This window comes from Pseudomonas sp. RT6P73, assembly GCF_054897715.1.
This window is the reverse complement of sequence record NZ_JBUBUV010000002.1, coordinates 3,029,131-3,056,015: the sequence shown is the minus strand read 5'-3', so window position 1 is coordinate 3,056,015 and position 26,885 is coordinate 3,029,131. Positions and strand designations below refer to the sequence as shown.

Annotated in this window: 20 protein-coding genes and 1 pseudogene; 11 read left to right on the top strand and 10 right to left on the bottom strand. The window is 59.9% G+C overall.

Annotated features, from left to right (window positions below):
• Positions 1 to 164: 164 nt before the first annotated feature.
• From mgtA to ACYZT6_RS14490, 3 genes are all read right to left on the bottom strand, one after another.
• Positions 165 to 2,885, bottom strand: a complete 2,721-nt coding sequence (gene mgtA, locus ACYZT6_RS14500; RefSeq protein WP_462027487.1) for a magnesium-translocating P-type ATPase — start codon at positions 2,883 to 2,885, stop codon at positions 165 to 167.
• A gap of 287 nt (positions 2,886 to 3,172) precedes the next feature.
• Positions 3,173 to 3,448: a hypothetical protein gene (locus ACYZT6_RS14495; RefSeq protein WP_462027486.1), complete on the bottom strand. Its 276-nt coding sequence runs from the start codon at positions 3,446 to 3,448 to the stop codon at positions 3,173 to 3,175.
• A 346-nt stretch (positions 3,449 to 3,794) separates the two neighbouring features.
• Complete coding sequence (locus ACYZT6_RS14490) at positions 3,795 to 4,799, bottom strand: GlxA family transcriptional regulator (protein ID WP_462027485.1); 1,005 nt, start codon at positions 4,797 to 4,799, stop codon at positions 3,795 to 3,797.
• Positions 4,800 to 5,535: 736 nt separating this feature from the next.
• Here ACYZT6_RS14490 and ACYZT6_RS14485 point away from each other — a divergent pair.
• Positions 5,536 to 6,474 (top strand): cyclase family protein, encoded by a 939-nt coding sequence (locus ACYZT6_RS14485; protein ID WP_462027484.1) that lies wholly within the window; start codon positions 5,536 to 5,538, stop codon positions 6,472 to 6,474.
• 260 nt (positions 6,475 to 6,734) lie between these two features.
• Positions 6,735 to 7,328 carry a DinB family protein gene (locus ACYZT6_RS14480; RefSeq protein WP_462027483.1) on the top strand — a complete coding sequence of 198 codons (594 nt, stop codon included), beginning with the start codon at positions 6,735 to 6,737 and terminating at the stop codon, positions 7,326 to 7,328.
• On the opposite strand, the gene ACYZT6_RS14475 is transcribed toward ACYZT6_RS14480, so the two are convergent.
• Complete coding sequence (locus tag ACYZT6_RS14475; protein ID WP_462027482.1) at positions 7,249 to 8,169, bottom strand: LysR substrate-binding domain-containing protein; 921 nt, start codon at positions 8,167 to 8,169, stop codon at positions 7,249 to 7,251. The genes ACYZT6_RS14480 and ACYZT6_RS14475 overlap by 80 nt on opposite strands.
• Before the next feature lie 230 nt (positions 8,170 to 8,399).
• On the opposite strand from ACYZT6_RS14475, the gene ACYZT6_RS14470 reads away from it, so the two are divergent.
• Positions 8,400 to 12,146 (top strand): YncE family protein, encoded by a 3,747-nt coding sequence (locus ACYZT6_RS14470; RefSeq protein ID WP_462027481.1) that lies wholly within the window; start codon positions 8,400 to 8,402, stop codon positions 12,144 to 12,146.
• A gap of 131 nt (positions 12,147 to 12,277) precedes the next feature.
• Here the strand turns inward: ACYZT6_RS14470 and ACYZT6_RS14465 are convergent, their stop codons facing one another.
• Together ACYZT6_RS14465 and ACYZT6_RS14460 are read right to left on the bottom strand one after the other, a co-directional pair.
• Positions 12,278 to 12,637 carry a DUF6124 family protein gene (locus ACYZT6_RS14465; RefSeq protein ID WP_462027480.1) on the bottom strand — a complete coding sequence of 120 codons (360 nt, stop codon included), beginning with the start codon at positions 12,635 to 12,637 and terminating at the stop codon, positions 12,278 to 12,280.
• A gap of 597 nt (positions 12,638 to 13,234) precedes the next feature.
• Entirely contained in the window at positions 13,235 to 14,122 is an 888-nt protein-coding gene (locus tag ACYZT6_RS14460) for a LysR substrate-binding domain-containing protein (RefSeq protein ID WP_462027479.1), read from the bottom strand.
• Positions 14,123 to 14,239: 117 nt separating this feature from the next.
• Here ACYZT6_RS14460 and ACYZT6_RS14455 point away from each other — a divergent pair, with 117 nt between their 5' ends.
• The 3 genes from ACYZT6_RS14455 to ACYZT6_RS14445 are packed head-to-tail and all read left to right on the top strand — an operon-like array spanning position 14,240 to position 16,494.
• On the top strand, positions 14,240 to 15,247 hold the full coding sequence (locus tag ACYZT6_RS14455; protein ID WP_462027478.1) for an aldo/keto reductase: 1,008 nt from the start codon (positions 14,240 to 14,242) through the stop codon (positions 15,245 to 15,247).
• Between the two features lie 11 nt (positions 15,248 to 15,258).
• Complete coding sequence (locus ACYZT6_RS14450) at positions 15,259 to 16,056, top strand: SDR family NAD(P)-dependent oxidoreductase (RefSeq protein ID WP_462027477.1); 798 nt, start codon at positions 15,259 to 15,261, stop codon at positions 16,054 to 16,056.
• Positions 16,057 to 16,083: 27 nt separating this feature from the next.
• Entirely contained in the window at positions 16,084 to 16,494 is a 411-nt protein-coding gene (locus tag ACYZT6_RS14445; RefSeq protein ID WP_462027476.1) for an SRPBCC family protein, read from the top strand.
• 178 nt (positions 16,495 to 16,672) lie between these two features.
• Here ACYZT6_RS14445 and ACYZT6_RS14440 read toward each other — a convergent pair.
• Together ACYZT6_RS14440 and ACYZT6_RS14435 are read right to left on the bottom strand one after the other, a co-directional pair.
• Positions 16,673 to 18,071: pseudogene (locus ACYZT6_RS14440) on the bottom strand (sensor histidine kinase).
• The gene (locus tag ACYZT6_RS14435) at positions 18,049 to 18,732 is read right to left on the bottom strand and encodes a response regulator transcription factor (RefSeq protein WP_438658753.1); all 684 of its coding nucleotides are present in this window, start codon (positions 18,730 to 18,732) and stop codon (positions 18,049 to 18,051) included. The pseudogene ACYZT6_RS14440 and the gene ACYZT6_RS14435 overlap by 23 nt, the downstream one beginning before the upstream one ends.
• A gap of 377 nt (positions 18,733 to 19,109) precedes the next feature.
• Between ACYZT6_RS14435 and ACYZT6_RS14430 the strand changes: the two genes are divergently transcribed.
• The 5 genes from ACYZT6_RS14430 (at position 19,110) to hcnC (ending at position 24,107) form a co-directional block, all read left to right on the top strand.
• A complete protein-coding gene (locus ACYZT6_RS14430; protein WP_462027475.1) occupies positions 19,110 to 20,054 on the top strand; it encodes a hypothetical protein in 945 nt (314 codons plus the stop codon).
• Between the two features lie 305 nt (positions 20,055 to 20,359).
• The gene (locus tag ACYZT6_RS14425; RefSeq protein WP_462027474.1) at positions 20,360 to 20,899 is read left to right on the top strand and encodes a hypothetical protein; all 540 of its coding nucleotides are present in this window, start codon (positions 20,360 to 20,362) and stop codon (positions 20,897 to 20,899) included.
• 244 nt (positions 20,900 to 21,143) lie between these two features.
• A complete protein-coding gene (gene hcnA / locus ACYZT6_RS14420) occupies positions 21,144 to 21,458 on the top strand; it encodes a cyanide-forming glycine dehydrogenase subunit HcnA (RefSeq protein ID WP_462027473.1) in 315 nt (104 codons plus the stop codon).
• Positions 21,455 to 22,864 carry a cyanide-forming glycine dehydrogenase subunit HcnB gene (gene hcnB, locus ACYZT6_RS14415; RefSeq protein ID WP_462027472.1) on the top strand — a complete coding sequence of 470 codons (1,410 nt, stop codon included), beginning with the start codon at positions 21,455 to 21,457 and terminating at the stop codon, positions 22,862 to 22,864. Before hcnA ends, hcnB begins: the two co-directional genes overlap by 4 nt.
• Complete coding sequence (gene hcnC, locus ACYZT6_RS14410) at positions 22,857 to 24,107, top strand: cyanide-forming glycine dehydrogenase subunit HcnC (protein ID WP_462027471.1); 1,251 nt, start codon at positions 22,857 to 22,859, stop codon at positions 24,105 to 24,107. Before hcnB ends, hcnC begins: the two co-directional genes overlap by 8 nt.
• A 108-nt stretch (positions 24,108 to 24,215) precedes the next feature.
• On the opposite strand, the gene ACYZT6_RS14405 is transcribed toward hcnC, so the two are convergent.
• Together ACYZT6_RS14405 and ACYZT6_RS14400 are read right to left on the bottom strand one after the other, a co-directional pair.
• On the bottom strand, positions 24,216 to 26,027 hold the full coding sequence (locus ACYZT6_RS14405) for a monovalent cation:proton antiporter-2 (CPA2) family protein (RefSeq protein WP_462027470.1): 1,812 nt from the start codon (positions 26,025 to 26,027) through the stop codon (positions 24,216 to 24,218).
• 144 nt (positions 26,028 to 26,171) lie between these two features.
• A complete protein-coding gene (locus tag ACYZT6_RS14400; RefSeq protein WP_462027469.1) occupies positions 26,172 to 26,777 on the bottom strand; it encodes a DJ-1/PfpI family protein in 606 nt (201 codons plus the stop codon).
• Positions 26,778 to 26,885 lie beyond the last annotated feature (108 nt).

Genomic DNA, 26,885 nt, shown 5'->3' with positions numbered 1-26,885 from the left:
AACCTGTGGGAGCGGGCTTGCCCGCGATGGCGGTGTGTCAGTCGACATCTCTTTTGAATGTCAGTCCGCTATCGCGGGCAAGTCGGATCGCCGCACCGCCGCTCCCACAGGGATTGTGGTGTTCAAGTCATTTAGGCTCGTCCACTCAACTCAGGGTGTTCGGATCAGAACCACTGCTTGAAGCGGCGGATGTAGATCGTCTTCATGATCTGCGCGAACACGCAGTAGCTGAGGAGGGTGCCCACCAGCCAAGGGAAATATGCCCACGGCAGCGGTTGCAGGCCGACCAGCGTGCCCAGTGGCGAGAACGGAATGTAGATACCCAGCGCCATCACCAATCCAGTCATCAGGATCACCGGCAACGCCGCCGTGCTCTGGAAGAACGGAATCTTCTGGGTGCGCAACATATGCACCACCAAGGTCTGCGACAGCAGCCCTTCGATGAACCAGCCGGACTGGAACAGGCTCTGCATTTCCACGCTGTTGGCGGCGAACACGTACCACATCAGGGCGAAGGTGGTGATGTCGAAGACCGACGAGGTCGGCCCGATCCACAGCATGAAACGGCCAATGTTTTTCGCGTCCCATTTGCGTGGTTTGCGCAGGAACTCCTTGTCCATCTTGTCCCACGGCAGCGACAGCTGAGAGATGTCGTACATGAGGTTTTGCAGTAACAGATGGATCGACAGCATCGGCAGGAACGGAATGAACGCACTGGCCACCAGCACCGAGAACACATTGCCGAAGTTGGAGCTGGCGGTCATGTTCAGGTACTTCATGATATTGCCGAAGGTTTCGCGGCCCTTGAGCACGCCTTCCTCCAGCACCATCAGGCTCTTTTCCAGCAGAATGATGTCGGCCGATTCCTTGGCGATGTCGGTGCCGCTGTCCACCGAAATGCCGACATCGGCATCGCGCAGGGCAGGGGCGTCGTTGATGCCATCGCCAAGGAAACCCACGGTGTGACCGTTGGCCTGCAGCGCCTTGAGCACCCGGGACTTTTGCAGCGGCGTCAGCTTGGCGAACACCGTGCGCTCTTCAACCCGTAGCTTGAGCGTGGTGTCGTCCATTTTCTCGATGTCTTGCCCGAGCAGCGGCGTGCCGGGCTCCAGCCCGACTTCGCGGCAGATCTTGCAGGTCACCACGGCGTTGTCGCCGGTCAGCACCTTGACGGTCACGCCCATGTCGCGCAACGCGGCAATCGCCGGGCCCGCGGTTTCCTTCGGTGGATCGAGAAAGGTCAGGAAGCCGCGAATCACCAGCTCGCGTTCATCCACGGTGTTGTACTGGTTTTTGCTTTGCGCTTTCGGGATCTCGCGGGTGGCGACCAGCAGCACCCGGAAACCGTCCTCGTTGTACTCGTTGGCCAGGGCCAGCAGGTCTTTGCGGCGCTGTTCATCGAGTGCCACGACCGTGCCGTTTTCATGAATGTGGCTGGCGATGGTCAGCATTTCCTCGACCGCGCCTTTGCACACCATCAGGTGATCGTCGCGGCTGTCCTTGACGATGATCGACAGGCGCCGACGGACGAAGTCGAACGGCAACTCATCGACCTTGCTGTAAGCAAAGGGCACGCGAAACTTTGGATTGCTGTTGGCAAACTGCACCACGGCCTGGTCCATCAGGTTTTTCAGACCGCTCTGGTGATGGCTGTTGAGCCACGCCAGTTCGAGGATCGTGTCGTCGCGCCGACCGTTGCTGTCGACGTGGTGCTCAAGAATGATCTTGTCCTGCGTCAGGGTGCCGGTCTTGTCGGTGCACAGCACGTCCATCGAGCCGAAGTTCTGGATCGCGTTGAGACGCTTGACCACCACTTTGCGCTTGGCCATGGCCATCGCGCCTTTGGCCAGGTTGGCGCTGACAATCATCGGCAGCATTTCCGGGGTCAGGCCGACCGCGACCGCCAGGGCAAACAGGAACGCGTCGCTCCAGTCGCCTTTGGAAAACCCGTTGAGCAGGAACACGATCGGCACCATGACCAGCATGAAGCGGATCAACAACCAGCTGACGCTGTTCACCCCGCGATCGAATGCCGTTTGCACCCGCGAGCCGACAATGGCTTTGGCGAGCGAGCCGAAATAGGTGCGCGGGCCGGTCGCGACCACCACCGCCTTGGCGGTGCCGCTGACCACGTTGGTGCCCATGAAGCAGATGTTTGGCAGGTCCAGCAGGTTGGATTGATCGGCAGCGCTGTGGCTCGCCGACTTCTGTGCGACGTCGCCCAGGGTGTCGTACTTCTCGACGGGCAAGGCTTCGCCGGTCAGCACCGCCTGGCTGATGAACAGGTCGCGGGATTCGATCAGGCGGATGTCCGCCGGGATCATGTCGCCAGCGCTGAGCTGGACGATGTCGCCGGCCACCAGTTCGCGCATCGGCACTTCGCGCAGCACCGGGCCGTTGCCGTTTTGTCCGCGTCGCAGCACGGTTGCCGTGGTGCGCACCATGGCTTTGAGGGCTTCGGCGGATTTGGCCGAGCGGTATTCCTGCCAGAACCGCAGCAGGCTGCTCAGGGTAACCATGGTCATGATAATGATGACCTTGGTCAGATCCGCATCGTCGCCTTCGCCCTGGCTGATCGGCAGCCAGTAGTCGGTGAAAAAACTGATGCCGGCCAGGGTCAGCAGGACATAGATGAAGGGATTGTTGAGGGCTTTGAGTAGTTGGACGATGGCGTGAGGCGGCTTGTCGTGGGCGACTTCGTTGAAGCCTGCGCGCGCCAGACGGCCTTCGGCCTCAAGCTCGGTCAAACCGTCAGGGGTGGCGTTGAGATTGGCGAGGGTCACGGCCAGGCCGTTTTGTGCTTCACGGGCGGCACGCATCGACAGTTTGGCGTTGTCGCTGCTGGCGCCTTTGGCGCGAGTATCCGGAGTTTTTACAGTCGTCATTGTGTGTGCTCCTGCCGCCGTCTTGCGGCACGACACACAGCCCACTCATCTATTCATAGGCGAGCGAATGTATGTCGAGTCGCAAACAGGCGATCAATTTCGAAAGTGTTGTTTTCTTGTGTTTTTAACGTTCGCTGCGTATCAGTGGAAAGTTGATGCGCAGCGAACCGTCTACTGGCTTCGTCCATAACTAACTCCAGCAATTTGGTGTTTTAACAGGCAATAAGAAGTTGCCGAATTCCGTATTAAGGAAAACGTCGAGGGAAGGACTTTGAAGTGCCTTCAGATCAACTGAAAGTGCGGGCCCCGAGGGTCAGGCCGAACATCCGCGCGATGCGCCGACTCGGTGGTTCCTGGCTGTCGTCGAAGCTCCAGCGTTGCTGAAGCCGGCCCGTCATCGGGCAGACGCGCCAGTTGGCACGAGGGTGTGCCTTGGCGGGGGAAGAAGGGGTGGAAAACGGGGCGCTGACCCGTGTCGTCAATAGACGCTCACGGCACAGCTTGACCCGCATGGTCGATGCAAAGGCGCGTACGCCCGGCATTACGGTGGTTTTGAAATTCATAACATGCCTCTGGACCGGACGGACGCCGGTGAGGCAAGTTACGGTGGAGCATCAAGCTCTAGCGCAGCTCACCCGACCGAAAAGTCGAGTCCCGTCATTTACTGGGTTATGTGCCAGGTTCCGCGAATTCGCAGTGTCCCGACAGCGACTAGATACTGTGTCCATTGGATTCTTTTGTGAGTTGAAAAAAGGCCTTCGTCGAAGGCCCGGGCAATTTACTCAGGGAGGTCGGTGAAGTCAACCTTCAATGTCCGCTAAATACCGAATCGAGTGGAAAAAACATCGGATTTGAATATTGAAGTTCGAACTTGTTCAGCTAAATGACAGGTAGTTATATGCGCTGTGATTAACGAGAGAATCGATTGCGATAATCCCTCGGCGAGATCCCAAGGTTGCGCTGAAAGGTAAAACGCATGCGCTCCTCATCACCAAACCCGCATTGACGGGCGATTTGATCAATGTTGCGCTCGGACTCTTCCAGCAAGCGTCGGGCGGCTTCCAGTCGCAGCACTTCCACCGATTTGGCCGGGGTGCGCCCAGTCTTGAGTTTGTAGACCCGGGCAAAATTTCGCGGGCTCATTTGCATCTTTTCCGCCAGCGCTTCGACGGTCAGCTTTTCGCTGCTCAGGTTTTGCGCGATCCACAGGTGCAAATCATCGAAGGCGGCACCGTCTTCGGTCTGCGATTGCAGCAACTGGCTGTACTGGGCCTGGCCGCCGGGGCGCTTGAGAAAAACCACCAATTCCCGGGCGACCTCCAGAGCGACTTCACGGCCGCAGTCGGCTTCCACCATCGCCAGCGCCAGATCGATACCGGCGCTGACACCCGCCGACGTCCACACTGAGCCTTGCTGGATGAAGATCGCATCGCTATCGACTTCAATCGACGGGAAGCCCCGCTTGAGCATGTCGCACATCGCCCAGTGAGTCGCGGCGCGGCGGCCGTCGAGCAAACCGGCTTGCGCCAGCAGGAAGGCGCCACTGCACACGGAGGCGGTGCGCTTGACGTTGACCGCTGCCGATTTCAGCCAGACGACCAACGCCTGGGAATTGCTCATTGCATGACGAATATCCGGCGCGCCGGGGACGATCAGGGTATCGATCGAATGCTCGTCGAAATCGCTCAATCGCAACGTGTCGACCGACAGACCTTCCGCGGTCTGAATCAACCCGCCGGTGAGGCTGGCGGTGTGCCGGATGTAACCCGGCAAACTGCGCTCGGCCATGGCTTTGGAAGCTGCCCAGAACACGGTTTGCGCCCCCGTGAGATCCAGCAGGCCCATCTCCGGGAACGCGACGAACACGATAGAGCGCGGCTGATCGGGATGAGGTGTTCGGGTGATTTCGTTCATGGGCTTCTGTGTCAGCGACGCCGGTTCAAGCGGCTGGATTTCCGGGGTTTATGTCATTGCTGCCGGCAGAGTTCAACCGCCAAACGACGAAGTGGTCGCCAGTCCCATGAATACCAGTCGGCTTACCACATTCCCTGTAGGAGTGAGCGTGCTCGCGATAGCGGTCTGTCAGCCACGTCGGTGCTGAATGACCCACCGCTATCGCGAGCAGGCTCACTCCCACAGGGGTTCAGCGATGGTCACAAAAAACGGGAGTGACGCCCATCCAGTGTGGGAGCTAGCCTGCTGGCGATAGCGGTCTATCTGACAGCGCAACTGTTGAATGTGCCGCCGTCATCGCGAGCAGGCTCGCTCCCACAGGGGTTCAGCGATGGTCACAAAAACCGGGAGTAACGCCCATCCAGTGTGGGAGCTAGCCTGCTGGCGATAGCGGTCTATCTGACAGAGCAACTGTTGAATGTGCCGCCGTCATCGCGAGCAGGCTCGCTCCCACAGGGGTTCAGCGGTGGTCACAAAAACCAGGAGCGACGCCCATCCAGTGTGGGAGCTAGCCTGCTGGCGATAGCGGTCTGTCAGCCGGCGTCGATGCTGAATGTTCCACCTCTATCGCGAGCAGGCTCACTGCCACAGCTCTCACTCGTGACAATCCAGAACAAATGTATTGCCCATCCCTGTCTGTTTCCCCACAGACAGGCTGCGTACCTTGGGTCCACTGCAACCTCACAAGGACCCGCTCATGCTCAATCGATTGGTACTGCCATTTGCCCTGTTGTTCACCCTCAATGCCGCCCACGCTGCGGACAGCGAAAAATGGTATCCCTCGAAATACGGCGCCAACGATGAAATCGGCGCACTGAACCTGCTGAATGCCGAGTCAGTCATCAACGCTTCAAAGCTGATCAAGACCGGCAAAACCTACCCGCTGGCCGTGCCCATCGACAAAACCCTGCCGGCTTTCCGTCACCGCAGCTTTCACCTGACCAATATCCAGCCGGGCGAAGCGGGTGGCACCACCATGGGGCCGAACAAATTCACCTTCAACGATGAACTGGTGGTCGGCTGGACCGGTGTCGGCACCCAACTCAACGGCATCGGCCATATCGGCATCGACAACGTCTACTACAACGGCAACCGTGCCGCGGACTTCGTCACCGTGGAAGGGGTGAAGAAACTCGGCATCGAAAAAGTCCCTCCCATCGTCACCCGTGGCGTGGTGCTGGACATGACCGCCGTGTACGGCAGCGCCATCGTGCCGGAGAAAACCGAGTTCAGCGTCGCCGACATTCAGAAGGCACTGGACCTGCAAGGCATCAGCATTCAGAAGGGTGACGTGGTGCTGTTCAACACCGGTTGGCTGGAACTGCTGGGCAAGGACAACGAAAAATTCCTCGCCGTGGAACCCGGTATAGGCATGGCCGCGGCCAAATGGCTGGCGGACAAGCAGATCGTCGCGTTCGGCGGCGACACCTGGGCTTCGGAAATCTACCCGGCCAAAGACGGTCAGGAATTCCCGGTCAACCAATTCATGCTGGCCAAGAACGGCATCTACAACCTTGAGCTGATCGACAGCCGCGCGCTGGTGAAAGACAAGGCCTGGGAGTTCATGTTTGTCCTCGGACAGCCGCTGTACAAGGGCTCGACCCAGGTCAACATCAACCCGGTCGCGATTCACTGACACCCACCGTCCGAAGTCGTAACGCACCCGTAGCAGCCTGCGTTCGGCTGCGCAGCAGACGTAAATCCTGCGCACGCGGTCTTTCTGAAACACCGCATTGCCTGATTTCACGACTGCTGCGCAGCCGAACGCAGCCTCGCGCTGCTCGGAAGCTGCTACACCGACCGCATTGCGGCGAAGTGCCGGTTATCAGCCTTTATAATGTCGCCCGCTGTGAGGGCTATGCTTGCCAGTGCGCCCATCGTAATGGGAGAACTCTGATGATCAACGTACGCACTGCGCGCATGCTTGCCGATTACAAGCAATGGGCCGATCAGCGCCTCTTTGACAGCCTGGCCGCATTGCCGCCGGGTGAGGTCAACAAAGAGCGGGTGTCGGTGTTCAAAAACATGATCGGCACCCTGAACCACATCTACGTCGTGGATTGCATCTGGCAGGCTCACCTCGAAGGCCGAGGGCACGGCTTCAAAACCTCACACGACCTGCTGCATCCCGACCTGGCTGATTTGCGCATGGCGCAAAAGGAGATCGATCACTGGTATTGCCGGTGGAGCGCCCGGCAGAGCGAGACGTCGCTGGATAAGCCCGTCGAATTCACGTTTGTCTCGGGCGAAAGCGGCACCATGAGTGCCGGGGCGATGCTGATGCACGTGGTCAATCACGCCAGTTATCACCGTGGCTGGGTGATCCAGATGTATTTCGACATTCCGGCGATGCCACCGATGACCGACATGCCGATCTTCCTGCGCGAGACCGATCCGGATTTCAACTCGCTCAGAGCACCGGCAGTTCAGCCGACATGTGTTGGGCAATTCGCGAGCGCAACCAACGTTCTGCCGGATCGTTATCGTTGACCCCGTTCCAGACCATGGACAGTTCGGACAGCACGATGTCAAACGGCGGGTCGTCGGCACGCAACTGGCTGCTGCCTTCGATCAGCGCACACGCGGCGTAATCCGGCACCGTTGCCAGCATATCGGTGCCGGCCAGCAACGCGCGCAGCCCGGAGAACTGCGGCACCGCCAACACCACCCGCCGTGAACGTCCGATGCTCGCCAGGTCGTTGTCGATAGCTCCAGTCAAATCCCCGGAAAACGACACCAGCGCATGAGGGCGAGCGCAGTATTCATCCAGGGTCAGGGGGCCGGGGCGGTCATCACCGCGCAGGATCTTCACGCTCAGGTCCCGTAGCTTCTTGCGCTTGGCATTGGCCGGCAGTTCGGTGGTGTAGCTGATCCCGACGGAAATCTCCCCGGAGGCCAGCATCGACGACATCAGCAAGTAATTCACCCGACGCACCACCACCACGACGTTCTGCGCCTCTTCGCGAATCTGCTTGAGCAACGGTGGAAACAGACCGAACTCGGCATCGTCGGACAGGCCGATACGGAACACATCGCGGCTGGTGGCCGGGTCGAAATCCTTGGCCCGACTGACCGCACCGGAGATGGTGTCCATCGCCGGCTGCAATTCCTTGAGAATCACCAGGGCGCGCTGGGTCGGCTCCAACACCCGGCCGTTGCGCACCAGCAACGGATCGTCAAACAGATCGCGCAACTTGGCCAGCGAAGCACTGACGGCGGGCTGACCGAGAAACAGTTTCTCCCCGGCCCGGGTCAGGTTCTTCTCGAACATCAACGTTTCGAAAATCACCAGCAGATTCATGTCCACGCGGCGCAGGTCGTTGCGGTTCATGTCCGGGTACTCGCAGGGTTTTGGGGTCTTTTCAGTAAAGCATCAAACCCGGACGGTGCGATGGCGGCGGTCAATGACAGGGAGTGGAACGGGGACGTATTGCACTGGCACTCAGATGCCGACCATTCATCTGAAAACATACCCCACCTGTCAGATCTGACAGTAGCCAACACCCTCGCTTCACACCTTAAATGACCCCGTCGCCCAGCCCCTCGACAGGAGTCATCAACATGCTCGTGCAACCCCGCCACGCCGTTTCCATGCTGTTGCGTGCACCGGAAATCCCCGGTGCCCACCCGATGGAATCGTCCGATGACGAATGGGCGATCAACCGCAGTGCCGCCCTGGACAACTTCCCCGACCATGGTCTGAAAGTCTACGTCCCGGTCTGGTCGGCGATGGGCAAAGGCGACAAGGTCGAGCTGCTGTTCAACGGCCTGGTGGTCGATCAGCACACCCTCACGCAAGACACCGAAATCGGTGAGCGCGTGACTTTGTGGGTGGCGCCCAAGCATTGGCTGACCGGGCCGCATACGCTGGCTTACCGGGTGACCCGTTTCAATCAGGGCCCCGAGACGTTTGCGCCGGCGCTCAAGCTCTACGCCAAGCTGGAAATCCCTGCCGGCCAGGATCTGGACCCGGAAGAAGGCAGCCACTCGAACTTGTTCATGTTCATCGACCCGGTGATCGTCGAGGGCATCATCGACAAGGAGATCGCCAAGGACGGAGTATCCGTCATCATTCGCGCCGAGTCCGGGACCGGCGCGCCGTATCCGGACGCGGCAGTGGGCGATGTCATCGTGCTGAGCTGGGGCGGTGTGCTCGTGGAATCCGCGCCGTTGACCGCCGAGCAGATCAACGACCCGGACAAACATCCGATCGTGATCCACATCGACCTAGCGACCATCCTGGCGGCGGGCGATACCGATGGCGACGGGTTGGCGGTCACCTTCCATGTGTGCGACGTGGTGCACAACTACTCGGAGGACTGGTGCAAGGCCACGCGGCTGGTGGTCATGACCGGCACCGATCTGCTGGACGCGCCGGTCGTCCACGAAGCAGTGAACAACAGGCTCTTTCTCGATGAGCTGGACGGGAAAGACATCACAGTCGAGGTCTGGGCCAAAAAGCCGGCGGTCCAGCTGGGCGATATTATTGCCCTGAAAATGCGCGGTACCACAGTCGACGGCGAAGTGGTGGAAATCACTGCGCCGGCCCAGACGATCGACAACCTGCCACATACCTACAAATTCATCCTGTCCAACGCCAACGTGCTCAGACTGGCGAAAACCCAGGTGACTTTTTCCTACTACGTGGAGCGCCCCGGCACGCCCGACCCTTTGCCGTCCAAGGGTCAATTCGTCACCTTCATCGGCGAACCGAAACGCTTGGCCGCGCCCTGTGCCGAAAAGGCGGAACACGGCGGGATTGACCCGGACTTGCCGTTCCCCCGCGTGCGGATCCCGTTCGACCTGATCATGCAGATGGGCATGGCCATCGAGCTGATCTGGTTCGGTACCCGCCCCGACAAGAGCACCTATACCCCTGAGCTAGAGTGGTACTTTCTCAGCCAGGAGGAAATCGAGGCCGGGAAAGATTTCTTCATCACGGTGGACGGCAAACACCTGAAAACCCTCGAAGGCGGCACGCTGGTCCTGTCGTACAACCTGCTCAGCGAAGGCCAAAACGGCGAGATCGTGCGGCGCGAGTCACTGCCCGCGGCGCTGCTGGAGGTGGGCGAGCAGCTGGCTGAATTGGTCAGAGCCATTGTGTTGGGTGAAAAGAACGGAATGCTGGAGACCTTGGAACTGCCCCACGGCGCCAGCCAAGCGACCGTGCTGAACCCGGCGGTCAGACCGACCAAGGCTGGGGACAAGGTGTTTTGCACGGTGACCGGCGAGGTCAGTGGTGAGGTAGAGCTCTCGATCGACATCACCAGAATCTCGGAGGGTAAGGACGTTCACTTCACGCTCAATGCCAAGTTTGTCAGGGATCACTTTGAGCCGAATCGCGGCAAGAAGGTGACGGTGCGTTACCGGATCTGGCGGGCGACGGAGAAGGAGATGAGTTATTCGGAGGTGTTGGAGTTTGTGATCGGGACGGCGTTGGAGCTGAAGTCGCCGAGAGTGAAAGAAGCCGACGACACCCGCCTCGAACCGTTGAACTCCCAGACCCATCTCACAGCCATCGTCGACTATGACGGCATGCAGATCGGCGACCAAATAATCGCCATCTGGACTGGTGCTGACGGCACGCTCCCCGAGGGTTCGCACACTACAAAAGTGTGGGCTGTGGCCACCCTCGGGCCGCAGGAAATTCCGTTGGTGACCACGGTGATCGCCTTTAACCTGAGCAAAGAGGTGAAGGTGTTCTATCAGGTGAGCCGTGGCGATAATGGACCGGTCAAGTCGACGCCACTGCTGCTGACGGTGCTGCCATTGCAACAGCAGGATTTACCCCGCCCCGAAATCGACGGCATGCTGGGTGATGTTCTGGACGTGCAGGCATTGGTCGACTCTGCGTGCACGCGGATCGCCAAATGGCCTTTTATCGCGCGCGGACAGAAACTTTGGTTGCGTTATTTCGGCACTAAGGCTGACAACTCGCCGTACAGCTCGCAGACCTATGAAGCGACGCCCGTGCCCGAGGCCGGCTTGCCCAATGGCTTATTCCCCAATGCGCCAGTTGCCGATTTGCGTGGGCTGAAGGACGGCTCGAAGCTGGAGATCAAGTTCAAGGTGACATTTGACGGCAGCACTGACGAAGACGAAGCGGTGATTTTTTCAATGCGGACTTATACCGTCCAGGCCGTACCGCAAGAGCAAGTGAAGTTCACGAATGTGCCATACACTATCGCGCCGGGGGGGCGCTTCAAGGATATCGAACTTCAGCTGCGCACTGTTGTGGACGAAAAGCCGGTGCAGGGCACTTTTACGCTGACGATTCCGCCAGGCTTTAGATATGACGATGGTGAAAGCGGCCCGCGGGACTTTGTCACCAACAGTGAGGGCATGGCCAGCATCAGTGGGGTAACGGGCTCCGACTCAAGCGGCACTTACACATTGATTGCCACTAAAGGTGCTGCGCGGGACGAAGCCTCAGCCACGGTAACGGCTCAAGGAAATCAGACAGTCATCCCTATTGGAGGAGGCTGTTGGGGCGTAGCAATCAGTTTGGACGGTACACGTGTTTATGTCTCCGGCTGGTCAAAAAACAGCATTTCCATTATCGACACGGCAACCCACCAGATTGTTGAAACGGTTTTGAATATCCACAGTCCGCATGGTATTGCGCTGCATTCCAATGGACAGCTCTGCTATGTGAGTAACCGATACCAGGACAAGGTCTCGTTTATTGATCTGTTGTCGGGTGCAACACTTCGTACCGTTGCTACAGGGCAAGGGCCGGTTGGTATTGTTCCGAGCCTGGATGAGCAGTGGCTATTCGTTTGCAACTTTTCCGGGGCCAGTGTTACACGAATAAATACCGGTACTTATGAGGTAAAGCATATTCCGGTAGGGACGTCACCGCGCAACGGCGCTGCCAGCCCGGATGGCAAGTCCATATATATCAGTACATTCAGTACCGACATTGCGGTCCTCGACGTTGAGACAGGCATTCCCCGTTCAATCCGCTTGTCCGGGGCAACATGGGATGTAGCATTTAGCCCTCGCGGCGACTTTGCCTACGCTGTCATGGCGTCAAAAATTGCGGTCATTGATGTCAAACTCGAGAAGGTCGATCGCTATATCGAGAAAGTTGGCGGCTGGCATATTACTGTCGGTCGAACCGGGGAATATCTTTATGTGACAAACGTTGATAGCGATACATTAACCAGGGTCAACGCGCTTACCGGGGCCGCTGGGCCAATCGTCAAAGTTGGGAAGAAGCCTCGTCAAGCGGTCAGTAGTACTGATGCGAAGTCTATGTATGTGTGCAACTACGAAAGCGACGGCTTGTCACGGGTGCCAGTCTAATAAAACGTAGAAAAGGGGACGTAGAAAAGGGGACGCATCTATTTTCTATCCAATGAGCTGTGCAACGGCCCCAAAAAAGGGATCGTTGCACACACAACATCAGTTACCAATATGACCACATGTGACCGCAGCTACTTGGGCAGATCAATTTTATCCAACATCCGATTCGCCGTGATCTCCGCCATCATGATGCTGTTGGAAATACCCAGCAGCGCATAACGCGATTCACCCTCCAGATGATCCACCAACTGGTGGACCATCACATCGACTGATGCCAGGATTTCGACCAGATAAACCGCCAGGGTTTCGGCCGTGGCTTCCGGGTCTACGGAAAACAGAGTGCTGCGTGTTCGTGGGGCGGCTTTGATGTCGGCGTTCGATGGGAAGTGGAAGTCGAGAGCTCGCTCGGCGGCCTCGTTGAGTTTTTTTGAATCGGGCTCATACGGAGAGACTGGATCGGTGTCGGGTGGGTTTGGTGTAACCTTGAACATAATTGCAAACTCCTGAGATGGAGCCACAACCACTTCGCGACTAAACGAGGGGTGGCGGCTGTGCGCAGGTTAGTCGACCGGGGGAGTTAGCAAAACCGGCGCGCCCGAGGGCGCCCTGCGCACAACCACCATTAAGCACAGGACTGAAATGCCTGACTGAATGACGCGCTATGCATACTAACAACCACGGGCGACTAAACCCGATCACTGATGGGCAGTGACGGGAACCAAGTTACCGAGCGGCCCTTAGGCGCACAAGCCGGCGGATTCTGGCGCAGCCGTAGGCAACGGCGCAAGGTTTTGTAGCTTTCAGGAAGTATCTTTGAGGGTGTTTAAACAAGTGCTGTTTCGCGCTTAAACAGGTGAGTGGGATCAGGGCCGCATCAGCAGACTCTGTGGCGAGGGAGCTTGCTCCCGCTGGGTCGCGCAGCGGCCCCAACACCTGCAACCACGTACTGTCAGGAAGACCGCGTCGGGTGGTCTGGCGCCTGCTACGCAGCCGAACGGGAGCAAGCTCCCTCGCCACAGGGTTTTTGTGAACTTCACACATTAAGGTGTCATCACCACAGGGTTTGATCGTTCCCCACGCGGGAACGATCAATGCGGACCTGATTCGGTCAGCACCTTCCTGAACGTCTCCACCAACGGCCGCAAATTGATCCGGTGCCACGCGGCCCACAGCGGTCTGGTGTAGCCAATCCACGACACTTCCCGCAGCACCACGCCCGGCGGTGCGTTGCGGCTCAAGCCTTTCTGGATCATGGCGATGCCCAGTCCCGAGGCCACCAGAGCCAATGCAGTGAAGGGACCGGTGGCTTCCATGCGGATGTCCGGGGTGAAGCCGGCACGGATGCAGGCGCTGACGAAGTCTGCGCGGCTAGTGAGGTGCTGCACGCCGATCCACTCCTGATCGGCGAGGTCGGCCGGGATCAGTGTGGCCTGGTGGGCGAGGGGATGGTCCTCGGGCAGGGCCAGCAGCATCGGGTCGTCCAGCACTTGAAAACCCAGCAGGTCCGGGTCGTCGGCGACGGGCGGTTCGCTGACCAGGGCGATATCGAGACTACGCTGACGCAGGCCTTCGAGTTGTTCGGCGGAGCTCTGGTTGTACAGCGCAACGTGCACGTTCGGCCGGTCGACGCGCAGCACCCGCAAGGCGTTGGGTAGCACGCCGGCGTGCATGGCGTTTTCGATATAGCCGATGCACAAGCCGCCTTCTTCGCCGCGACCGAGGCGTTTGCCGAGGGATTCGAGGCGGTTGGCGTGGGTCAGCAGGGCGCGGGTTTCGGCGAGGAAGGTCTGGCCGTCGCGGGTGAGGCGGATGCGCTGTTGGCTGCGCTCGAACAGGGTCAGGCCCAGGCGTTCTTCGAGCTGGGCGATCTGCCGGCTCAAGGGCGACTGGGAGATGTGCAAACGTTCGGCGGCGCGACCGACGTGTTCTTCTTCGGCGACGGCGACGAAGTAGCGCAATTGGCGGATGTCGATCATGTCAGACCTCGTGGGACTCAAGTGCTGCACATTATGTCTTGGACGGTCCGATCATCGCAATCTAGGATCTGCTCAACGGTCAGGCCACTGACCACTGAAACTGACGAGGATTGAATCATGAGCTTGAAAGACAAACTGCCCGGCGCGCTGGGTTTCGGTACCGCTCCATTGGGCAACATGTTCCGCGCCATCCCTGAAGACGAGGCGCAGGCCACCGTCCACGCTGCCTGGGATGCCGGCGTGCGCTATTTCGACACCGCGCCATTCTACGGCTCGGGCCTGTCGGAGATTCGCCTGGGCACTGCACTGGCTAAATACAACCGCGACGACTACGTGCTGAGCAGCAAAGTCGGCCGGGTCATCCTGGACGAAGTCGAAGACGCCGCCGCCCGCGACCTGGGTGAAAAGAGCGGAGTGTTCGAACACGGCCGCCCGAACAAGATCGTCAATGACTACAGCGCCGACGCGACGATGCGCTCGATCGAAGACAGCCTCAAGCGTCTGCAAACCGATCGCCTGGACATCGTCTGGGTGCATGACATCGCGCAGGATTTCTACGGCGACCAGTGGCTGGAATACTTCAATCAGGCCCGCACCGGCGCGTTCAAAGTGCTGACCCGTTTGCGCGAAGAAGGTGTGATCAAAGGTTGGGGCCTGGGCGTGAACAAGGTCGAACCGTGCGAACTGACCCTTGATCTGACCGAAGCCCAGCCGGACGGTTTTCTGCTGGCGGGTCGCTACACACTTCTCGACCATGACCGTGCCTTGCAACGTCTGATGGACGCAGCCCTGGCGCAGAACGTCGAGATCGTGGTCGGCGGTCCTTACAGCTCGGGCATTCTGGCCGGTGGCGCGCACTTCGAATACCAGAAGGCCAGCCCGGCGATCGTCAACAAAGTCGAGCAGATCAAACGCATCGCGGCTGCCCACGGTGTCGATATCAAAGCTGCAGCGTTGCAGTTCTCGCTCGCCAACCCGGCCGTGGCGGCGGTGATTCCCGGCTCCAGCCGTCCAGACCGAATTGCTGAAGATGTTGCCGCACTCTCGGCCGTCATTCCTGCTGCTTTCTGGCAGGCGATGCGCGACGCGAAACTGGTGAGCGAACGCGCTCCATTGCCCATCTGAGGAGGTTGAGCATGAAGATTGATCTGACTGGAAAACTGGCGATTGTCAGCGGCAGCACCGCCGGCATTGGGCTGGGCATCAGCAAGGCGCTGGCCGAATCCGGCGCCACGGTGGTGGTGATCGGCCGCGAGTCGGCCAAAGTCGAGCAGGCACTGGCGAGCATTCGCCAGAGCGTGCCGGGCGCGCAACTGCGTGGCCTGACCGCCGACCTTGGCACCGCCGAAGGTGCGGAGCAACTGTTCGTCGCTGAACCGCGTGCCGACATCTTGGTGAACAACCTCGGCATCTTCAACGAGGTGGATTTTTTCGACACGCCAGACAGCGAGTGGACGCGCTTCTATGAGGTCAACGTGATCTCCGGCGTGCGCCTGTCCCGGCATTACGTGCCGGACATGGTCAAGCAGGGCTGGGGCCGGGTGATTTTCCTGTCCTCGGAGTCCGGCATCGCGATCCCGGCGGACATGCTCAATTATGGCGTGACCAAAAGCGCCAACCTCGCGGTGTCCCACGGTCTGGCCAAACGACTGGCGGGCACTGGCGTGACTGTCAACGCGATCCTGCCGGGCCCGACGTTGACCGATGGCCTGGAGCAGATGCTCAAGGACGCCACCGCCCAATCGGGGCGCAGTGTCAAGGAAGAGGCCGATGCGTTCGTACGCAAGGCGCGGCCGACGTCGATCATCCAGCGCGTGGCAGATGTCGAGGAAGTCGCCAACCTGGTGGCCTACATCGCCTCGCCACTGTCCTCGGCCACGACGGGCGCGGCCTTGCGGGTCGACGGCGGTGTTGTCGACAGCATGGCGATCTGACTTTTATTGATTAAGCGAGAACATTACATGGCAAGTGCATCAGCGTTTATCGACATTCCGGCTTCGGCCGAAGAGGTTTGGCAATTGATTGGCGGCTTCGACACGCTGCCGGACTGGCTGCCGTTTATCCCGAAAAGCGAACTGAGCGAAGGTGGGCGGGTGCGTTGCCTGCAAACGGCGGACGGGGCGGTGGTGGTTGAGCGGCTGGAGACGTTTGATAACGCCGGCAAGACTTACAGTTACTCGATTATGGAGGCACCGTTTCCGGCGACCGAGTACCTGGCGACGATCAAGGTTGAGGCCCAAGGGCAGAGGGCTCGGGTAACGTGGTCGGGTCGGTTTTTGCCGGTTGGGGTGAGTGATCAAGAGGTTGAGGAGTTGTTTGCCGGGATTTATCAGGGTGGACTAGAGGCCCTGCGGGCGAACTACCCAACCTAGAAGTACAACGCAACCTTTGTAGCAGCTGCCGAGCCTGCGAGGCTGCGTTCGGCGACGCAGTCGTCGTAAACCCTGCGAACGCGGTTTTCCTGACACACCGCAGGGGCTGATTTCACGACGACTTCGTCGCCGAACGCAGCCTCGCAGGCTCGGCAGCTGCTACGCAATGGAGTGGGCTTCAGGTTTGGGGTATCAAGTCTTGGCCGCAATCGAGCACTAACCGCGCCCCGCCGAGTTCACTGGTGCTCACCTCAAGCGCAAACCCATGCAGGCTGACAATCGCCGCGACAATCGACAGCCCCAAGCCGAACCCGCTTTTCTGACTCCCACCCTCGGCACGGTAAAAGCGCTGGAACACCGCTTCCCGTTCGCTTTCCGGAATGCCTGGCCCTGAATCGAGCACTTCGATTCGCGTCCGCCCACCGTCATTGACCCCCCGCAAAATCACCTCGCCACCCAGCGGTGTAAATTTGATCGAGTTGCTCAACAGGTTCGCCACGGCTTCAAACAACAGGGCCCGATCGCCATTCAACATCGGCAACGACGCCGGTAATTGCAGCTTGAACACCAGTTCGCCTTCCTCCGCCAGCGGCAGGTAAAAGTCATGCAGCTCCTGCAGCAACGGCACCGGGTCCAGCTGCACGAAACCGGAACGTCGCTGGCGATCCTCCAGCTCGGAAATCCGCAGCAATCCACGAAACCGCGCCATCAAGGTATCCGCTTCACCGAGCACGGAATCCAGTTGCACGGCCAGCGTTGAGCCGTCATCCGCCTGCTGCTGGATCCGGTACAACTGCGCCCGCAAGCGGGTCAGCGGTGTGCGCAGGTCATGGGCGATGTTGTCGCACACCCCCTTGACCTCGTTCATCAGGCGTTCGATGCGTTCAAGCATGGCGTTGACGATGGCGGCGAGCATGTCCAGCTCATCGCGGCGGTTCGACAATGGCAAACGCCGGGTCAGGTCGCCGGCGACGATCGCCTCGGCGCTGGCCTGGATCGCACGAATCCGCCTTAACGGGCGCCGCCGCAACAGATGCCAGCCGGCGATGCCGGGCAGGATGGTCAGCGTCACGCCCCAGAGCAACGCGTGCAGAATGATCCGGGTCACGGCAAACAGTGAACCGTTATCGCGCACCAGCACCAGCCAGCGACCGACCGTCCTTTGTCTGGGTCGCGACCGCGTCGCAACTGTCGGCGGGCAAGCTGGGGTCATCAGACTCGGCGCAGTCGCCGAGCATGTGGATCTTGCCATCCAGCGGCAGGCCTTCGGGCATGTGCCGCAGTGCACCGCTGAGGTAGCGGTGCTGCGAATCGAACAGGCCATAGGCGTCGATGCCGCGAATGTCGAAGGTCATGCTGACGGCGAGGGCGTCGGCCAATTGTTCGCCCTGAAAGTGCGAAAACAGGTGCTGACGCTGCTTCAGCGAGTGCTTGGCCAGGTTGTCCAGGTACGCGGACACCTCGTAGTACATGACCCCCATCAGAATCCCGCTCCAGATCACGAACAGCGAACTGTAGAGCGCGAGCAAGCGGCTGCTGGAAGAGCGCCAGCCGTTAGAGGGGTTCAGCAATGACATAACCCGAGCCTCGCACGGTCCGAATCAGTGGGACTTTGCCAGGCGGGTCGATCTTTTTGCGCAGCCGGCCGATGTGCACGTCGATGAGGTTGGTGCCGGGGTCGAAGTGATAACCCCAGACCTCTTCGAAAATCATCATCCGCGACAGGATCTGCCCGGTGTTGCGCATCAGGAATTCCAGCAACTTGTATTCAGTGGGCAACAGCGTCAGCAACTGATCGTCGCGGCTGGCTTCGTGGCTGATCAGGTTCAGCTCAAGATCGGCGACCCGCAACGTGGTCGCCTGGGCGGTCACCGTGTTCTGGCGGCGCAACAGCACTTCAACACGGGCGGCCATTTCATCGGTAGCAAACGGCTTGGTCAGGTAATCATCACCACCCGCCCGCAAGCCGCGCACCCGCTCATCGACGTCGGAGAGGGCGCTGATCATCAGAATCGGCGTGGCCACGCCCATGGTCCGCAGCGTGGTGACAATGGCCAGGCCGTCGAGCTCCGGCAGCATGCGGTCGAGGGTGATCAGGTCGTAATCACCGCTGACCGCACGCTCCAGGCCTTCGCGGCCATTGTTGACCCAATCGACGTCGAGGCCGTGGCTACTGAGTTCGGCGACGATTTCCCGAGCGGTCACGGCGTCGTCTTCGATGGTCAAGATGCGGGTCATAGGGCGTGCCTGATAGTCAGTTCATGGCGGAGTGTGTGGGCATTTTGCCTATAAATGCTTGCCGACTTTCTAAATAAAACTTCACGTAGAGAAAAGATCGATAGCACGCAGCCTCGTTTCACTCGACAGCTGCTACAGGGGATACGCAGTTCTATGTAGCAGCTGTCGAGTGAAACGAGGCTGCGTGCTGTTGATCTCCAATGCATAAAACCCGCTGCAATTGCCGCTTCCTTGCATTTTGCATGGATATCGGAAGTTCAAAATTTATAAGGTTATGAAATCAAACGATTTATTGAAATTTGGCAACTGGCACGGTGACTGCACTCACTCCTTTGAAGAGTTGTAACACCATCTTTCCTGCCTGGAGCGATACAACAATGAATAGATCCTCTGATGGTTTCTATCCTGCCGCAGAAGAATCAAGCACGCTCTCGGGTGTGTCCTGGGGAGCGATCTTCGCCGGTGCCGCTGCGGCGGCGGCGTTGTCGCTGATTTTAGTGCTGCTTGGGTTTGGTCTTGGATTTTCAGCTGTTTCACCATGGGCCCACGAGGGTATGAGTGCCAAGGGCCTGGGGATTTCAACGATTGTCTGGCTGGCCGTTACGCAAATTTTGGCGTCCGGCGCCGGTGGTTACATTGCCGGTCGTCTGCGGGTGAAGTGGGCCTACATGCACGGTGATGAAGTCTATTTCCGTGACACGGCCCATGGCTTCCTGGCCTGGTGCGTTGCCACGCTGGTGACCGCGACGCTGGTCGTCGGTTCGGTCAGCAGCATTGTCAGCAGTGGCGTGCAAGCCGGGGCGAGTGTAGTCGGTGGCGCTGCGAGTGCCGCGACTCAAGCCGCTGGCGCCGCTGCGGGCAATACCAGCAGCGACCAATATGGCTACTTCGTCGACACTCTGTTCCGCGATGATCGCCCGGCTGCTGTCAGTGATGACGCCGCCCGTAGCACCGTGACTCGCATCTTCGTGCGCTCCTTGAGCAACGACGGTCAACTGGCTGCCGAGGACCGGACTTACCTGGCGCAAATGGTTGCTCAACGTACCAACCTGACCCAGGCCGATGCCGAGCGCCGTGTCGATGAGGTCTACGCCCGCACCCAAAAAGCCGCGGCCGACGCCAAACTGGCTGCGCAGCAAGCTGCTGACACCGCCGCCAAAGTCGCTGCCTGGACTGCGCTGTGGATGTTCATTGCGCTGCTGATCGGTGCGTTTTTCGCCAGCCTCGCCGCTACCTTCGGCGGTCGTCGTCGGGATGCCGTGGAGTATCTGGAATCCGACGATTACGTGACCACTACCACTACGCTGCCACCCGTTCGCTAACCCAGGAGAATTACCATGCGCTCATTACTGCTGTTATTTCTTGGCGTACCAATCCCGATCATCATCCTGATCGCCATATTCATGCATTGATTATCTGAGGCTCATGCCTCTGCCGCTTCCGCCTCTGGTGGAAGCGGCGTTTTGCTTTCTGGCGCCCATTAAAGCGAAGATGAACCCATGTGGGAGCGAGCCTGCTCGCGATAGCGGACTTAAGTTCAGAATCTTCGGTGACTGACAGCCCGCTATCGCGAGCAGGCTCGCTCCCACACTTATTTTGCATTTGGATTAAAAAGGGGAGAAGTACGTTGGACAAAAAGGAAATCAAACGGCAACTGGTGGCCATGCTCGACGCCGGGCGCTCCAAAACCGAGACGTTCAAGGCGTTCTCCGGTGGGGCGGTAAAGGACCGGGTGCTGGCTTACTGGATCGGCGCCCGGCCGGACCCGGCACTGCGGGAAAAACACTCACTTAAAGTCAACGTTCTGATCGCGCTGACTTGCGTTCAAGCCTTGCTGGGTGCGGTCTCCGGGTTTTTCCTGGGCTCGATGATCGGTCCCGGTGCCGTGGTGTTCTTCACCCTGTTTGCGGCGTTGGTACCGCTGGCGTTTGCCTGGGGCTTCTACAAGTACGTGCCACAGGCTTACACCATTTACGTGATTCTGACGGTCAGCCAGGTGTCGCGGATGTTCAAGGGTTATGAAGAAGACCCGGTGATGACCGTGGTCGGCGTAGCAATCACCGTGGGCATGGCGTTTTTCGTCGCCTTGGTCAAAAACCTGCTGTTCCCGGACCTGGGCTTCATCGGCGCGAAAAAGGTCAAGGGCGAGTACGTGTTCTCCAACTGATCGATGGGTTGGGGCTCGGCGTCTTTCACTGGCCTGGATCAATATTCGCTTACGCGATATCCCCTACCGTAAAAGATCCAAGCCCCTTCTTTGGCTTCGACTACATTGCTTTGACGCGCACTTGTTGCGCTGTCGAAGTACCGGTGCAGGCCGTCTCGTTTTTTGCGTATCAGTTGGCCTGCAAGGTGTAGTGCAGCAAGGAGCTGTGGACCCTCACCTGAACTCATCATGGATGAACATCGCAATGCCTCGTTTAGACAGAACGTTTGATATCCAGCCACTGCGGTGCGCGGATATGACTGTGCACATCAACGGCCAGGCGGTCAGCGCCGCCATCGGCGAAACCGTGCTCTCGGTCATTCAAGCCCTTGGCCTGCGCCAGGTGGCCCGCAACGATCACGACCAAATCAGCGGCGCCTATTGCGGCATGGGCGTGTGCCAATGCTGCCTGGTGAAAATCAATGGCCGGCACAAACGTCGCGCCTGCCAGACCGTGGTGCGCGACGGCATGAAAGTCGAAACCCAGGTCAACCGCGTCGTTGAACAGGAGGGCGTATGAGCCTGCTTCCGGTGATCGTCGGCGGTGGACCGGCAGGGATGGCTGCGGCCATTGAACTGGCCCGCCACGGCGTGCGTTGCACGTTGCTCGAAGAGGCTTCGCGGCTGGGCGGCGTGGTCTATCGCGGACCGTTGCGCGATGGCGTGCAACTCGACTATCTGGGGCCGCGGTACTCGGAAGTGCTGACCAGGTTGCATGGCGAGTTTCAGGAACACGCGGCGCTGATCGACGTGCGCCTGAATCACCGCGTGATCGGCGCCGAAGGCACACGGGCGTTGGTGGTGCTGGACGCCGAGGAGCGTTTGCAGGAAGTCGAATACGCGCAACTGCTGCTCGCGGCCGGTTGCCATGAGCGCAGCGTGCCGTTCCCGGGCTGGACCTTGCCCGGCGTAATCCTGCTGGGCGGCCTGCAATTGCAAATCAAGAGCGGAGTGGTCAAGCCTCAAGGGCCGGTGGTGATTGCCGGCACTGGGCCTTTATTGCCGCTGGTGGCCTGTCAGCTGCACGCGTCCGGCGTGACAGTCGCCGGTGTTTATGAGGCGTGCGCATTCGGCAAAATCGCTCGGGAAAGCCTGTCGCTGCTGAACAAGCCGCAGCTGTTTCTCGATGGCTTGAGCATGCTCGCGTTCCTCAAACTGCACGGTATCCCGATGCAATACGGCTGGGGCGTGGTGGCGGCGCAGGGCGACGGTGAGCTGGATAGCGTGACCGTGGCGCCGTATTCCAGCACCTGGGTGCCGGACCTGAGCCGTGCCGAGCAAATCCCGGCGCAAACCCTGGCGGTCGGTTACGGTTTCATCCCGCGCACCCAGCTCAGTCAGCAAATGGGCCTGAACCATGGGTTCAGCGACGACGGTTACCTGCGGGCCAGCGCCAATATCTGGCAGCAAAGCAGCGAGCCTCACGTGCACCTGGCCGGCGACATGGGCGGGATTCGCGGTGGCGAAGCGGCGATGCTCGCGGGACGGATCGCGGCCACGTCGATCCTGTTGCAACGGGACGTGCTGGACGCGGAACTGGCCCTGGTGCGGCGCAATCGCTATGTGTCGAAACTCAAGGCCATCGTGCGCTTTCGCGCGGCGATCGATCGCTACACCGAACGCGGTGCCGGGCAAACCGCGCTGCCGGCCGCCGACACGGTGATCTGCCGCTGCGAACATGCGATTCGCGCCGACATCGACCGGGCGCTGGAACAGGGCGTGCAAGACCTGGCTAGTCTGAAAATGCGCACTCGTGTGAGCATGGGCGATTGTCAGGGGCGGATGTGCGTCGGCTATTGCACCGACCGCTTGCGCGAAGCCACGGGTCGCAAGGACGTGGGTTGGTTGCGGCCGCGTTTTCCGATCGATCCGGTTCCCTTTTCTGCGTTTCAATCCACCGGCATGGAGGCCGCGAATCATGAGTAAGTTCTATGACGTGGTCATCGCCGGTGGCGGCGTGATCGGGGCGTCCTGCGCCTATCAGTTGTCCAAGCGCAAAAACCTCAAGGTCGCGTTGATCGACTGCAAGCGCCCGGGCAACGCAACCCGTGCTTCAGCGGGTGGCTTGTGGGCAATCGGCGAGTCGGTAGGGCTGGGCTGTGGGGTAATTTTCTTTCGCATGATGTCGGCCAATCGCAAGCGCGAGGCCCAGGGTTCGGCGGTGGTGGTGGATTCCAGCACGCCGCACATCCTGCCGCAGTCGTTCTTCGATTTTGCCTTGCAGTCCAATGCCATGTATCCCGCGCTGCATCAGGAGTTGAAAGACAACCACGGGATGGATTTCAAGTTCGAAAAGACCGGGCTGAAATTCGTGATCTATGACGATGAAGACCGCCTCTACGCCGAGCACATCGTCGCCTGCATTCCCCACCTGGCCGATCAGGTGCGCTGGCTCGATCAGGCGGCGCTGCGCGAGGCCGAACCGAGTGTCAGCCATGAGGCGAGCGGGGCGCTGGAGTTTCTCTGCGACCATCAGGTCAGCCCGTTCCGACTGGCCGATGCCTACACCGAAGGCGCGCGGCAGAACGGCGTCGACATGTACTTCAACACCAACGTCACCGGGGTTCTGCACCATGGCTCGCGCGTCAGCGGCGTGCAGACGGCCGAGGCCGGGGTGTTTCACTGCACCACGCTGATCAACGCGGCGGGTGCCTGGGCGGCGGACTTGAGTGAGCAGGCCACCGGGATCCGGATCCCGGTGAAACCGGTCAAGGGGCAAATTCTGCTGACCGAGCGCATGCCGAAAATACTCAACGGTTGCCTGACCACCAGCGATTGTTATGTGGCCCAGAAGGACAATGGCGAGATCCTGATTGGTAGCACGACAGAGGATAAAGGCTTTGACGTGACCACCACCTACCCGGAAATTGCCGGGTTGGTGCAGGGGGCGGTGCGGTGCCTTCCTGAGTTGGCGGACGTGAACCTCAAACGGACCTGGGCGGGGCTGCGGCCGGGGTCGCCGGATGAGTTGCCGATTCTCGGGCCGATGAGCGGGGTGGAGGGCTATCTCAATGCCTGCGGGCATTTCCGCACGGGGATTTTGACGTCGGCGATTACCGGGGTGTTGCTGGATAAGCTGGTGAACAACGAACCGTTGCCGCTGGATATCACACCGTTTCTAGCGGATCGGTTTGCGGTTGAGCCGGTTGGGCTGAAGAAGATGGCCTGACATCACACCGCGTTATCGTTCTTCGCGGGCAAGCCTCGCTCCTACAGGGCACTGGACCTGTAGGAGCGAGGCTTGCCCGCGAAGGCGTCATAACTGACACCACAAGCCTCAAACCTTACCCGCCTCCCGCTCCTCCATCTGATCCGCCTCAAACAACCGCGCCAATTCCCCCCGGGCTTCCTGGGCGGTCTGCAGCACCTTCGCCGCATCGTCATAAACCGCATGCTGAGCCTCCAGCACCTGTTCATCGTGATGCTTGAAGCGCTTGATCCGCGCATCGGCCTGCGCGTGGGTCAGCCCCAGCCCGACCAGCGTGCGACGGCTCATTTCCAGACTTGAATAATAGGTCTCCCGAATCGCCTCGGCGCCAAGGTCCACCAATCGGTGCACATGCTGACGGTTACGTGCCCGGGCGATGATTTTGATGTGCGGATAGAGCTTGTGCACCACTTCGGCGGTCTTGATGTTGGTGTCCGGATCATCCGTGGCGATGACAAAGTATTCCGCCTGCTCGACCTTGGCCGCGCTGAGGATTTCCGGGCGCATCGGGTCGCCGTAGAACACCGGCACGCCGCCGAAGCTGCGGGACAGCTCGATGGTTTCCACCGAAGTGTCCAGCGCGACGAACTTGATGTTCTGCGCCCGCAGAATCCGCGCCACGATCTGTCCCATCCGGCCCATGCCGGCGATCACCACGCGCGGTGCGTCGGTGTCGATGTCGCGGAATTTTTCCGGCACCACCACAGGCTGCACCTTCGGCGAATACAGGCGTGCGCACAGCAGCAGCAACAGCGGCGTGACCGCCATGGACAAGGTGATGGTCAGCACCAGCAAGTCGTACAGACGCGGCTCGAACAAACCCTGGTCGCGACCAATCTTGAACACTACAAACGCAAATTCGCCACCGGCCGCCAACACGATGCCGAGTCGAATTGCATTGACTTTGCCCAACCCGCCGGCCAATCGGCCGACCACAAACAACAGCGGCAGTTTGATTGCGATCAGCAGCAAGGTCAGCCCCAACACCGCGATCGGCGCGCTGAGCAGCAGGCTCAGGTTGGCGCCCATACCGACGCTGATGAAGAACAGCCCCAGCAACAGGCCCTTGAACGGCTCGATCTGCGCTTCCAGTTCATGGCGGTATTCAGAGTCCGCCAGCAGCAACCCGGCGAGGAACGCCCCGAGTGCCATCGACACGCCGACCAGGTCCATCAGCCACGCCGTGCCGATCACCACCAGCAATGCGGTGGCAGTGGACACCTCGGGCAAACCGGTCTTGGCCACCACGCGAAACACCGGGCGCAGCAGATACCGTCCGCCGATCACCACCACCGCAATGCTGCCCATCACCCGCAAGCCGTGATTCAAATCCTCGGCCGCCGTGGTCGTGTGGTCGCCGCCCGCCAGCAGCGGCACCATGGCGATCAACGGGATCGCGGCGATGTCCTGGAACAGCAGAATCGCAAACGCCAGTCGCCCGTGAGGGCTGGTCAGCTCCTTGCGCTCGGCCAGGCTTTGCAGGCCAAACGCGGTGGACGACAACGCCAAGCCAAGGCCGAGCACGATGGCGCTGTTCAGCGACTGGCCGAAGACAAACAGCGCCAGCACGCCGATCACCGAACCGGTCAGCAACACCTGCGCCAGACCGACGCCAAACACCGATTTGCGCATCACCCACAAGCGACGCGGCGACAATTCCAGGCCGATGATAAACAGCAGCAACACCACGCCGAGCTCGGAGATGTGGCTGACGCTTTGCGGATTGCCGATCAAGCCCAGCACTGACGGCCCGATGATCACGCCGGCAAACAGATAACCCAGCACCGCCCCCAGCTGCAGGCGTTTGGCCAAGGGCACGGTGAGCACCGCCGCGAACAGAAAAACGACAGCGGCTTGCAACAGGTTGCCTTCATGGGGCATGGCTTACTCCAGAGCTCGGTACGGCGGAGTGCCAAGGATAAAGGGTGGGGCTTCAGGCGTCAGCCTTGAACATGAATTGATGTTGACTGATAGACCGCCATCGCGAGCCTGCTCGCGATGGCGTCCGAATGGGCAACCAGTCATTCAGATAAACCCCTCAATATGCGCCATCCCCCGAGCCACATACTCTTCCTTCTCACCCACCGGCGCGAAATTGTGCAACGCCTCCCGCGCCGCTTCAGTGCTCTTGAGCCGAGCCAGCAACCACACCGCCAAATACTGCGCCGACAGACACCCCCCCGCCGTGGCGATATTGCCGTTGGCATAGAACGCCTGATTCACGACATTGACGCCAGCCGCCTGCACCCACGGCTTGCTGATGGCGTCGGTGCAGGCCGGTGCATCACCGAGCAGTCCGAGCTTGGCCAACAGAAAAGTGCCGGAACATTGCGCCGCCAGTAACTGACGGCCTGAGTCGAAGCGCAGCTGATCCATGATCGCCGGGTCGGCGGCCACTTCACGGGTCTTCCTGCCGCTGCCCACCAACACTGCGTCAGCCTGACAGGCTTGCGCCAGATCGATGTGCGAATCGATGGTCAAACCGTTCATCGACGTGACGCGCGGCGTCGGCGAGGCAATGCTCACGCGCCAGTCCTTGTCACCCAGCAGGGAAACCCGGCTAAGCATGCCGAAGGCGATCAGGGAGTCGAGTTCGTTGAAGCCGTCGAAGGTCAGAATGGCGATGTGCATGGCTAATCCTGTTGGTTTTTGCCAAGCGTACGCCCGGCGAATGCCCGGTTCCCCGTACAGTCCGCGGCAGAATCATCGCAACAGTAAGGAATGATTCCACACGGGCGC